Source organism: Amycolatopsis sp. CA-211722, from assembly GCF_056828465.1.
Genome location: NZ_CP184752.1, coordinates 2942870 through 2955692, shown reverse-complemented (window position 1 = coordinate 2955692; position 12823 = coordinate 2942870). Strand labels below are relative to the sequence as shown.

Genomic DNA, 12823 nt, shown 5'->3' with positions numbered 1-12823 from the left:
GAGCAGGGTTACTTGAGATCCGCGTCCGCCACGACGAACAGCTCGGAGTGCGGCTTGGCGTTGCCGAAGGACCCGTGCGGCCAGGTCTTCCGGTTGAAGTTGATCCCGACCTGTCCGGTGAACTCGTCCCGGAAGTTCTGGTCGACCGCGATCTTCCCGTCCTCGCCCAGGTTCAGGAGGTTGACCTTGTGGTCACCGTCCAAACCGGACCGTGCGACGAAGTAGTTCGACACCGCGAGGTGCTGCGGCTTGTCGGTTTCGTGGTAGTACCCGTCGTCGCCGAGCACGAAGTTGTCGTACGCGCCCCAGTGCGGGCCACCGCCGGGCGTACCCGGGTTGATCGGCGCCGCGCCGACTACGGTCGGCAGGTCGCCGCCACCGCCCTGCTGGGACTTTTCCTTCGTGTCGATCCGGCCCTTGATGTTCTCGACCTTGTCGCCGGCGGCGACCAGCTTCTGGATGTCGAGGACGTACACGCCGCCGGTCGTGCCGGGGTCGTGCGGGCCGAGCGCGCCCTTGGAACGCCCGGTGATCGCGCGGTAGAGGTACTTGTCGTCGGGGCTGGTCTGGATCCAGCCGCCGTTGGAGCCACCGCCGTTGGAGTCGTTGTTCGGGTGGATCGCCTTGTTGGCGGCGCCGTCGTCGAACACCTGGATCCAGTGCGGTTCCTTGGCGGTGATGTCCGGCGTGTAGAACACCGCGCCGCCCTGCATGGTCTGCGCGAACGCGCCCTTGTGCCCCGGCAGGTTGGTCACCGTGGTCTCCATGACCGCGCGGCTTTCCGCGTGCAGCGGGTCCGCGGGATCGGCCCTCGGACCGTCCGGCAGGTACGAGACCGCCTTGAGCTTCGGCTTGTTGCGGTCGGAGATGTCCCACGTGCGGACGGTCGGCCGCCGCAGATACGGCGACGGCTGCTTCACCGGGTCGAGGATGATGTTGCGCGGCTCGGCGTAGTCACTGGTGACCAGTGTGTTGAGGTCCTCGCGGGCCTGGATGCCGTGCGGGTTGGCGCAGGTCGGCTTGTCCAGTTGCGGGAGGTTGTCGCACAGCTTCTTGTTGTCGCCCTGTGGCGTGGCCGCGGGGGACTCCGAAAGCACCTGTGCGTTCTGGTCGAAGCGGACGACCTCGCCGGGGCTTCCGGCGAAACCGTTGCCCACCACCGTGGAACCGTTGGCGTAGGTGTGCGGGCCGGGCACGACCGGGCCGCCCATGTAGGTGCCGTACGCGGTGCCGTCCTTGAGCACCCAGTACGCGTCCGGCACCGAGCCGCCGAGGGTCTGGGTCGGGAGGCTGACGCCCTTGAGTTTCAGCTGCGGCAACGCGGTGACGTCGAAGGCGTACGTCGCGGCGGCGAACAGCGCGCCGGCGTAGATCGTGTCTCCCTTGTGCCACACGTATTGCATGTGGTGCGGCTCGTTCTCGACGAGCGGCCCGACAGTGGCGGTGTTGACGACCTTGCCGTACGTCGGCGAACCCTGCGTCGCGTCGATCACGGCGAGGAAGTCCGGACCGGGCAACGCGTTCTTGATCTTGTTCAGGCCGCCGCCGAGCGAACCCGGCAGGTTCTTGACGTCCTTGACCAGGGTGTCGGCGATGTTCTCGTCACCGGCCCAGACCAGCAGCCATTTCTTGCGCTTGCCGTCCGCGCTCCGGGACGCCGCGACGTCCTTGGACACCAGGTGGTTCTGGACCCAGTACTCCTTGCCGTCGGCCGCCTTCTTCGCGTCCTTGACGACCTGGACGTCGGCGTACGCGCTCGTCGTGGAGCCGGTGTAGGTCACCGTGCCCACGGCGAGCGCCGCCGCCAGGGCGCCGATCACCACTTTTCGCCACTTGGGCGAGTTGGATAGCATTCTTTCTCCCTGATTTCGCTACCGAAGCGCCAGACATTTGGCACACCCCTCCCTCTTTCGCGCAGGCGTCACCCACACGAACAGAAGGGAAGCAATCAACCGCCGGTTCGCACAGGAAACCGTTGCGGCACAGCGAAAAGCGTCAACGCACGAGAAACCGGCGCAGACGTCGCGAATACGCTGACGAAGTAATCCCGAAAAGGGTCAGGAATCCATACACAGCGCGCTGGCTTGCTGTCGCAAGTCGACGTGCCGGCGCCATACCAAGGCGACTGGGGATTGCATGGGCGAAATACTCGTGTGAAGCCGACAGAGTGTCAATCTCGTGATCAAAGAATGAGACATGCCACGGCAGGGTGAATTTCCCACGATGCGGATGGGCCATTGAGCCGAACGGGTGGCGATTTTCCGAGCAGTGGGAATTAGGCCACCTGGCGGCACTACCGCAGGTCACAACGGACCAGTAACCCGCATCTCGCGCGGCCGAGGCCGTTACGAGTTCGTTATGCTCTCGCGGGAACTCTGCCGCCCAACCGGGACGACAATACAGAGGCGCGCTCGTCAGCGCCGTACCCGGCCGCCCCAGCGGCGCCCGGGGTTACGACTGCTTCGACACGCTCTCGCACGCCGATGGCCCGCGGATCACCGGCGAGGCCCAGGCAAACCGACAGCTGCTCACGGGCACGCTCGCGCAGGCCTGGATCCGGATCCTCGCCGACGAATGAGGGGCACTACACGTTCCCCGGGGCCTTCCCCGGACACCCACTTCGACTCCCCGTCACCCGCCCCTGACCTGCGCCACTTCCCGCCGGATCGCGTTTAGGGGGCGAAACGCAGGTCGGGGCGCCCGGCCGCCGGATCGCGTTTAGCCCGCTGAACGCAAGTGCCACCGGATCGCGTTTAGCGGGCTAAACGCGATCCGGTGGCATCGGGCGCGGGCGGGTGACAGATCGCGATTAGGGGGCTAAACGCAGGTCAGTCGGCCTGGGGGCGACGGCGGCGCGAGGTGAAGACCAGCCCCCCGCCGAGGACCAAAGCGGCCAGGGCGAGGGCACCGAGGCCGAGGACGTCGGCACCGGTGCTGGCCAGGCCCGTTCCGCCGCCGGGAGCCTGTTGCCCCGACGCACCGGGAGCGGGCGTGGGGGTTCCGGACGCGTCACAGCCAGGACGACGGGTAGGCATCGTGACCGGCGGTTCCTCGCCCTTTTCGGCTCCGACGTGCAGCCGGGCGGGATTGTCCGGCGGACCGACGACGTAGATCGAAGTCGGGTTCTCGTTCTTGATCCGCCAGCCCTTCGGCGGTGCGAAGAACAGGCGGTACTTCGGCCCTGGCACCACATTCTCGATCTTGAAGTTCCCGTCCGCGTCGGTCGTGGTCTCGACGATGGTCGGGCAGTCGCCGTCGGAAGAGAGGACGAGCTTGACGCCGGCGATCCCCGGCCCCCGTTTGCCCGGATCGGCATCGTCTGCGACCTGGCCCGCGAGGGTTGCCATCCCGCCCGGCACCGCCGCTTCGTCGGCCGCGAACGGGTTTGCTTCGATGTCGACTTCGGCATAGCCGAAGTCACAACCCACCGCGACGCGGCCATGGTTCAGTGCGGCGTCCGGGACCTTTTCGGACACGTCGAAGGTGCTGGTCTCGCCAGGAGGGATCGTCACTCCGCCCGCGAAGTACGCGAGCTCCCCCCAACCGGGACCGTTACCCCTCAGGTCGAAGTCCGCACCGACACGACTGCACCCCGCCACGATGCCGGAGAGCGGGATGGATCCGGAGTTCGACAGCGTGACGGTGAGGTGGGCGAGCTCGCCTGCCTTGTACGTGTCCTTGGTGAAGGACACCGATGCTTTCAGGGCGCCGTTCAACGGCTGCACCCCGCGGATGGGCAGGTTCGTGGTGTCCGCGCCGATCTGGACGACCTTGGCCGGGAAGAGCCAGCCCTTGATCGCGTCGCCGCCGCCGAGGCGATACCGGGCTGCCGCGACCTCGCCGAAGTCGATCTTCCCGTCGGCGTCGCTGGTGGCCTTGTACTCCTTGGTGCCAAGGGTGTGGCGCAAGGTGAGCGGGATACCGCCGAGCTGTTCGCCGTCGTCGAGCTTGCCGTTGCCGTTCTTGTCGCCGAACACGACTCCCTCCGCGCGTCCGACGACCTTCGTGACGGGGACGCTGGCTCGGAACCCGCCGATGCTCAACGAAGAATCGTCGTAAAGGAAGCCCCGGACGTTCACGACCTCACTGTCGAGGTCCGCCACCTGTCCGGTGACGGTCATCTCGATGGTCCCCGCCGGATCGAGATTCACCCCCGGCGAGCGCCCCAGCTTCTGCCAGCCCGGCTCGTAGGGGATCGAAAGGGCACCCGGTTCGTCGAAGAAGTAGTGCAGCTGAAGGCCGGTAAGGCGAGATTCGGTGACGTTCTTGACCCGGAAGGTGAAACGGACGTCTTCGTCGGTCCGGTAAGACGACTTCTCGAAGGTGACCGAAGTTTCGAGCTTGTCGTTCGCGGCCTGTGGTTTCGGCGCCGCGGACGAAGGAGTCTCGACCGGAGGCGCGCTCGACGTCGGGGCCGGAGAACTACTACTCGGCGCTTCGGACGTCGTCGGCACACTGGACGTCGGGGTCGAAGACTCCGGATCCGCCAAGGCGGGCGCGGCGAACACACCGGTCAATGCCGCCACGGCGGCGAAATAGACAACCCCAGTACGCGCGATGGATCTCGCGCCAGATCTCTTGCTCACGCAGAGTCTCCCCAGATAACCCGATGTATGCGCACAGCCCCCGAGCCGCGTGGAACCCGATCAATTTAACGAGCTCCGCGGAGGGTGCATACCTACTTCGGGTGAAGGGGTTCAAACTGGAACATTCCGGAAACGGGAAGGGCCCCCGCCGGATCGGCGAGGGCCCTTCTCGTGGATTTCGCTTCGGTCAGCGGAAGTCGCGGCCGAAGTCGTAGTCGTCCAGCGGCACCGCAGCGCCCGGTGTGGAGCCGAACACGTCCGGGGTGTAGTAGCCGTCGTCGTAGGACGGGATCGCGTAAGCGGCGACCCGCGCCTCCTCGGTCGGCTGCACCTGGATGTTGCGGTACTTGTTGATCCCGGTACCGGCCGGGATCAGCTTACCGATGATCACGTTCTCCTTGAGGCCCACGAGCTTGTCCGAACGGCCGTTGATGGCCGCGTCGGTCAGGACACGCGTGGTCTCCTGGAACGAGGCCGCCGACAGCCACGAGTCCGTGGTCAGCGAGGCCTTCGTGATCCCCATCAGCACCGGGCGACCCGAGGCCGGCTCGCCGCCTTCGGCGACCGACGCGCGGTTCTTCGCCTCGAACTTGGTCCGCTCGGGCAGCTCGCCCGGCAGGAAGTCCGTGGCACCGGAGTCGATGATCGTCACGCGGCGCAGCATCTGCCGCACGATGACCTCGATGTGCTTGTCGTGGATCGACACACCCTGCGCCCGGTACACCTTCTGGACCTCGTCCACCAGGTGCATCTGCGCCTCGCGCGGCCCCATGACCCGCAGGACCTCGTGCGGGTCCGGCGTGCCTTCGAGCAGCTGCTGGCCGACCGCGACACGGTCACCGTCGCCCAGCGGGCCGTTCGGGGTGTTGGCGAGCCGCTGACGCTTGGACAGCTTGTCGAAGACGATCTCTTCGCTGCCGTCGTCCGGGATCAGCGTGATCTTCCAGAACCGCTCGCTCTCCTCGATGCGCACGCGGCCATCGACGTCGGCGATCGGCGCCTTGCCCTTCGGGACCCGGGCCTCGAACAGCTCCTGGACACGGGGCAGACCGGTCGTGATGTCGTCACCGGCGACACCACCCTGGTGGAACGTACGCATCGTCAGCTGCGTACCCGGCTCACCGATCGACTGGGCCGCGACGATACCCACGGCCTCGCCGACGTCGACGAGCTGACCGGTCGCCATGGACCGGCCGTAGCAGGTGGCGCAGATACCGACGGCCGACTCGCAGGTCAGCACCGAGCGCACCTTGACCTTGGAGATCCCGCTCGAGATGAGCTTGTCGATCGCCGGGTCACCGATGTCGTCACCGGCGTTGAGCACGACGTTGCCCTTGGCGTCGACCGCGTCGGTCGCCAGGTTCCGCGCGTACACGCTGGTCTCGACGTGCTGGTCGCGCAGGACCTTGCCGTCGCCGATGTCCTCGCCGATCGGCATGTTGATACCGCGGGTGGTGCCACAGTCGATCTCGCGGACGATGACGTCCTGCGACACGTCCACCAGACGACGGGTCAGGTAACCCGAGTCGGCGGTGCGGAGCGCCGTGTCCGCCAGACCCTTACGGGCACCGTGCGTCGCGATGAAGTACTCCGCCACCGACAGGCCTTCACGGAAGTTGGCCTTGATCGGACGCGGGATGTACTCACCCTTCGGGTTCGACACCAGACCACGCATACCGGCCAGCGACCGGACCTGCGTCATGTTGCCCGCCGCGCCCGACTTCACGATCATCGCGATCGGGTTGTCGTCCGGCAGCGCCGTCTCCATGATCTTGTGGACCTCTTCGGTGGCCTGCGTCCACACCTTGACGAGCTCGTTGTTGCGCTCGGCGTGCGACAGCTGACCACGCTGGTACCGCTTCTCGACCTGGTCGGCCTTGCCTTCGTACTCGTCCAGAATGGCCTTCTTGCCTGCCGGGACGAGCACGTCGGAGATGGCGACCGTGACACCCGAACGGGTCGCCCAGTAGAAACCGGCGTCCTTCAGGCGGTCCAGGGTCTGCGCGACCTGGGTCATCGAGTAGCGCTCGGCGAGGTCGTTCACGATCGCGGCCTGACGCTTCTTCGGCATCGGCTCGTTGATGAACGGGTAGTCCGCCGGCAGCAGCTCGTTGAACAGCACGCGGCCCAGGGTGGTCTCGGCCAGCCACGCCTTGCCCGGCTCCCATCCCTTCTCCGCGAGCGCCGCTTCGTCGGCCTTGGCGGGCTGACGGTCGGTGATGCGGATCTTGATCGGGGCGTGCAGGCTCAGCGCCTTGCGGTCGAACGCCATGATCGCCTCGGCGGGCGACGAGTACGCGTTGCCCGCGCCCTCGGCGGTCTCGGTCAGGCGGGTCAGGTGGAACAGACCCGTCACCATGTCCAGACGCGGCATGGCGAGCGGACGGCCCGACGCCGGCGAAAGGATGTTGTTCGCCGACAGCATCAGGATGCGGGCCTCGGCCTGCGCCTCCGCGGACAGCGGGAGGTGCACGGCCATCTGGTCACCGTCGAAGTCCGCGTTGAACGCTTCACAGACCAGCGGGTGCAGCTGGATGGCCTTGCCTTCGACCAGCTGCGGCTCGAAGGCCTGGATACCGAGGCGGTGCAGGGTCGGCGCACGGTTCAGCATCACCGGGTGGCCGGTGATGACCTCTTCGAGCACGTCCCACACCTGCGGCCGCGAGCGCTCCACCATCCGCTTGGCGGACTTGATGTTCTGCGCGTGGTTCAGGTCGACCAGCCGCTTCATGACGAACGGCTTGAACAGCTCGAGCGCCATGTCCTTCGGCAGACCGCACTGGTGCAGCTTCAGCTGCGGACCGACGATGATGACCGAACGGCCGGAGTAGTCGACACGCTTGCCGAGCAGGTTCTGCCGGAACCGGCCCTGCTTGCCCTTGAGCAGGTCGGACAGCGACTTCAGCGGGCGGTTACCGGGACCGGTGACCGGGCGGCCGCGGCGGCCGTTGTCGAACAGCGCGTCGACGGCCTCCTGCAGCATCCGCTTCTCGTTGTTGACGATGATCTCGGGCGCGCCGAGGTCGATCAGCCGCTTCAACCGGTTGTTCCGGTTGATGACCCGGCGGTAGAGGTCGTTCAGGTCGGAGGTGGCGAACCGGCCACCGTCGAGCTGGACCATCGGGCGCAGGTCCGGCGGGATCACCGGGACGGCGTCGAGCACCATGCCGCGCGGGTCGTTGCCGGTGGCCTGGAAGGCCGCGACGACCTTGAGCCGCTTCAGCGCGCGGAGCTTCTTCTGCCCCTTGCCGTTGCGGATGGTGTCGCGCAGGCTCTCGGCCTCCGCGGCGACGTCGAACTCGGTGGCCAGCTTCTGGATGGCCTCCGCGCCCATGCCGCCGGTGAAGTACTCGCCGTAGCGGTCGACGAGCTCGCGGTAGAGCAGCTCGTCGGCGATCAGCTGACGGGTGTCGAGCTTGGTGAAGGTCGTCCAGACCTCCTCGAGACGGTCCAGCTCGCGACCGGCGCGGTCACGCAGCTGACGCATCTCGCGCTCGCCGCCTTCCTTGACCTTGCGGCGGACGTCGGACTTGGCGCCCTCCGCCTCCAGCTCGGCCAGGTCGGCTTCCAGCTTCTGCGCCCGTGCCTCGATGTCCGCGTCACGCTTGGTCTCGAGGTTCTTGCGCTCGACACCGATCTCGTTCTCGAGGGTCGGCAGGTCGTTGTGCCGCAGCTCGGTGTTCACACCGGTGATCACGTAGGCCGCGAAGTAGATGATCTTCTCGAGGTCCTTCGGCGCCAGGTCGAGCAGGTAGCCCAGGCGGGAGGGAACACCCTTGAAGTACCAGATGTGGGTGACGGGAGCGGCCAGCTCGATGTGGCCCATCCGCTCACGGCGCACCTTGGCGCGGGTGACCTCGACGCCACAGCGCTCGCAGATGATGCCCTTGAAGCGGACCCGCTTGTACTTACCGCAGTAGCACTCCCAGTCCCGGGTCGGGCCGAAGATCTTCTCGCAGAAGAGGCCGTCCTTCTCGGGCTTGAGCGTCCGGTAGTTGATGGTCTCCGGCTTCTTCACCTCGCCGAAGGACCACTGACGAATGTCGTCGGCGGTGGCGAGGCCGATGCGGAGCTCATCGAAGAAGTTGACGTCCAGCACGTCTTTACATCCCCTTGGGGTTGATGCGACTAGAGGAGTTGGCGAGCGGAGGCGGGAGCCTGGCGGGCTCCCGCCTCATCGCGGGTCAGTGCACGACGTCGTCCACCGAGGGCGACTCGTTGCGGGACAGGTTGATGCCGAGGTTGGCCGCGGCACGCTCGAGGTCCTCGTCGTCGGAGTCGCGCATCTCGATCGCGGCGCCGTCGCTGGACAGCACCTCGACGTTGAGGCAGAGCGACTGGAGCTCCTTCAGGAGCACCTTGAACGACTCGGGGATACCAGGCTCGGGGATGTTCTCCCCCTTGACGATGGCCTCGTACACCTTGACGCGGCCGACCACGTCGTCCGACTTGATCGTCAGGAGCTCCTGCAGGGTGTATGCGGCGCCGTACGCCTGCATCGCCCAGCACTCCATCTCGCCGAACCGCTGGCCACCGAACTGCGCCTTACCACCCAGCGGCTGCTGCGTGATCATCGAGTACGGGCCGGTGGACCGGGCGTGGATCTTGTCGTCGACCAGGTGGTGCAGCTTCAGGATGTACATGTAGCCGACGGAGACCGGGTACGGGAACGGCTCGCCGGAGCGGCCGTCGAGCAGCGTGGCCTTGCCGTTCTGCTTGACCATGCGCTCGCCGTCGCGGTTCGGCTTGGTCGCGCCGAGCAGCCCGGTGAGCTCCTCTTCCTTCGCGCCGTCGAACACCGGGGTGGCGGTGTTCGTGCCGGGGTCGACGTCGTAGAGCTCCTCGTTGAGGTTCTTCGCCCACTCCGGGTTGCCCTCGATCTTCCACCCCTGCGACGCCAGCCAGCCCAGGTGAAGCTCCAGGACCTGGCCGATGTTCATACGACGCGGGACACCGTGGGTGTTCAGGATGATGTCGACGGGCGTGCCGTCCTCCATGAACGGCATGTCCTCGGCGGGGAGGATCTTGCCGATGACACCCTTGTTCCCGTGGCGGCCGGCGAGCTTGTCGCCCGGCTGGATCTTCCGCTTCTGGGCCACGTAGACGCGGACCAGTTCGTTGACGCCCGGGGGCAGCTCGTCGTCGTCCTCGCGGGAGAACACGCGGATGCCGATGACCTTGCCGGTCTCGCCGTGCGGCACCTTCAGCGAGGTGTCGCGGACCTCGCGGGCCTTCTCGCCGAAGATCGCGCGGAGCAGGCGCTCCTCCGGGGTCAGCTCGGTCTCACCCTTGGGCGTGACCTTGCCGACCAGGATGTCGCCGTCGCGGACCTCGGCACCGATGCGGATGATGCCGCGCTCGTCGAGGTCGGCGAGGACCTCCTCGGAGACGTTCGGGATGTCCCGGGTGATCTCCTCGGCGCCCAGCTTGGTGTCGCGGGCGTCGATCTCGTGCTCCTCGATGTGGATCGACGTGAGCACGTCGTCCTGCACCAGGCGCTCGGAGAGGATGATCGCGTCCTCGTAGTTGTGGCCCTCCCACGGCATGACCGCGACGAGCAGGTTCTTGCCGAGCGCCATCTCACCGTTCTCGGTGGACGGGCCGTCGGCGATGACCTGACCCTGCTCGACCCGGTCACCCTCGTTGACGATCGGGCGGTGGTTGAAGCAGGTGCCGTGGTTCGAGCGACGGAACTTGTACAGTCCGTAGCTCTTCCGCGTGCCGTCGTCGTGCATGATCGTGATCAGGTCGGCCGAGAGCTCCTCGACCACACCGGCCTGCTCGGCGACGAGCACGTCACCGGCGTCCACCGCGGCACGCAGCTCCACGCCGGTGCCGACCAGCGGGGCCGAGTTGCGCAGCAGCGGAACGGCCTGGCGCTGCATGTTCGCGCCCATGAGCGCGCGGTTCGCGTCGTCGTGCTCGAGGAACGGGATCATCGCCGTCGCGACCGAGACCATCTGCCGCGGCGAGACGTCCATGTAGTCCACGTCCAGCGGGTCGATCAGCTCGACCTCGCCGCCCTTCTTACGGACCAGGACGCGATCTTCGACGAAGGTGCCGTCGTCCGAGATCGGCGCGTTCGCCTGCGCCTTCACGTAACGGTCTTCCTCGTCCGCGGTGAGGTAGTCGACCTGGTCGGTGACGCGACCCTCGACGACCTTGCGGTACGGGGTCTCGATGAAACCGAACGGGTTGACCCGCGCGTACGAGCAGAGCGAACCGATCAGGCCGATGTTCGGGCCTTCCGGCGTCTCGATCGGGCACATGCGGCCGTAGTGCGACGGGTGGACGTCACGGACCTCCATGCCGGCGCGCTCACGCGACAGACCACCCGGGCCGAGGGCGGACAGACGACGCTTGTGCGTCAGCCCCGACAGCGGGTTGTTCTGGTCCATGAACTGCGACAGCTGCGAAGTACCGAAGAACTCCTTGATCGCCGCCACGACGGGACGGATGTTGATCAGGGTCTGCGGCGTGATCGCCTCGACGTCCTGGGTGGTCATCCGCTCGCGGACGACGCGCTCCATCCGGGACAGACCCACGCGGATCTGGTTCTGGATGAGCTCGCCGACGGTGCGGAGACGACGGTTGCCGAAGTGGTCGATGTCGTCGGTCTCGACCGGGATGACCTGGTCGCCGACGGTCGCCTTGTCCTCGCCCGCGTGCAGGCGGACCAGGTACTCGATCGTCGAGACGATGTCCTCTTCGGTCAGCGTCCCGGTGTCGTACGGCGTGGTCAGGCCGAGCTTCTTGTTCAGCTTGTACCGGCCGACCTTGGCCAGGTCGTAGCGCTTCGGCTTGAAGAACAGGTTCTCCAGCAGCGTCTGCGCGCTCTCCTTGGTGGGCGGTTCGCCCGGGCGCAGCTTGCGGTAGATGTCGAGGAGCGCCTCGTCGGTGCCGGCGGTGTGGTCCTTCTCGAGGGTGGCGAGCAGCGTCTCTGAGAAGGAGAAGCGCTCGCGAATCGCCTCGGTGGTCCAGCCGAGCGCCTTCAGCAGCACGGTGACCGGCTGGCGGCGCTTGCGGTCGATGCGGACGCCGACGGTGTCGCGCTTGTCGACGTCGAACTCGAGCCAGGCACCCCGGCTCGGGATGACGCGGACGTTGAAGACGTCCTTGTCGGTGGTCTTGTCGACGCTGGTGTCGAAGTACACACCCGGCGAACGGACCAGCTGGGACACGACGACACGCTCGGTGCCGTTGATGACGAAGGTGCCCTTGTCGGTCATCACCGGGAAGTCGCCCATGAAGACCGTCTGGCTCTTGATCTCGCCGGTGTTGTTGTTCACGAACTCGGCGGTCACGAACAGCGGCGCCGCGTACGTCATGTCCTTGTCCTTGCACTCCTCGACGGAGGCCTTGACCTCGTCGAAGCGCGGGTCGGAGAAGGACAGCGACATGGATCCGGAGAAGTCTTCGATCGGCGAGATCTCGTTGAGGACCTCTTCCAGGCCACCGACCGGGTTTTCTTCACCTTCTTCGACGCGGCGTTCGAACCACGCCTCGTCGCCGGTGAACCATTCAAAGGACCTGATCTGCACGTCGAGCAGGTTCGGGGTGCTGAGCGGCTCGCGAATCTTTGCGAAGGAGACCCGCTTGGGGGCTCCCGGGATTCCCGTGGACTCCGAGCGAGATACAGCCGAGGTGGTCGCAGCAGTGGCCTGGTTCGCGGGAGAGACTGCCAAGATGCGTCCTTCCGGGGACAATGAGCGGTGAGCAGCCGCGTCAGCAACAGCTGATGCGATCTGTCAAGGGTGCCGTGTGCCCACTATCCTAACTACCGGCTCCGGGCAGCCTGAAAGAGGGCAGCGCAAAGAAGCAGTCTAGCCCGAACGTCGCGGTCTGTCCAGGGGGCGCTCCAGATGGGGCCCAGCCTGCATCGCGACGTCTTCAGGTATGCCTCTCTTCGGCCTCCCCGGGCCGTCCCTCCCGCAAGGGCACCGCCGGTTCTCACCGTTGCCAGTAAGCGTGACCCCACAGGGGCTCTGAGTCAAGATGCCGCGCGGTGGTCCCGCCGGTTGGCGCAGCGTCGAAGTAGCCCCGCGCGGGGTGCCTCACAGGACGATCATCCTGGTTACCGCCCGGTACCCGCAGGTGACGGCGCCGGCGCGCCGACCTGCGTTTAGCGGGCTAAACGCGATCCGGGCGTCGGGGCGTCCAGGAGGGCCACCAGGTCGGGCGGGGCGATCGGCGGGGCACCCAGACCGGCTTGCCCGGTGTGACCGTTGTGGCAGATG

The 12823-nt window shown here is 66.7% G+C and carries 4 protein-coding genes; all 4 read right to left on the bottom strand.

Translation table 11 applies throughout. The annotated features are described in order from the left end of the window. Positions 1–8: 8 nt before the first annotated feature. Positions 9–1853 (bottom strand): hypothetical protein, encoded by a 1845-nt coding sequence (locus ACOCEP_RS14520; protein WP_482337750.1) that lies wholly within the window; start codon positions 1851–1853, stop codon positions 9–11. Positions 1854–2828: 975 nt separating this feature from the next. After that, the gene (locus ACOCEP_RS14515) at positions 2829–4586 is read right to left on the bottom strand and encodes a hypothetical protein (protein WP_482337748.1); all 1758 of its coding nucleotides are present in this window, start codon (positions 4584–4586) and stop codon (positions 2829–2831) included. A gap of 187 nt (positions 4587–4773) precedes the next feature. Next, positions 4774–8685 carry a DNA-directed RNA polymerase subunit beta' gene (locus ACOCEP_RS14510; RefSeq protein ID WP_192747820.1) on the bottom strand — a complete coding sequence of 1304 codons (3912 nt, stop codon included), beginning with the start codon at positions 8683–8685 and terminating at the stop codon, positions 4774–4776. An 85-nt stretch (positions 8686–8770) separates the two neighbouring features. Beyond that, positions 8771–12271, bottom strand: a complete 3501-nt coding sequence (gene rpoB, locus ACOCEP_RS14505; RefSeq protein ID WP_192747819.1) for a DNA-directed RNA polymerase subunit beta — start codon at positions 12269–12271, stop codon at positions 8771–8773. Positions 12272–12823 lie beyond the last annotated feature (552 nt).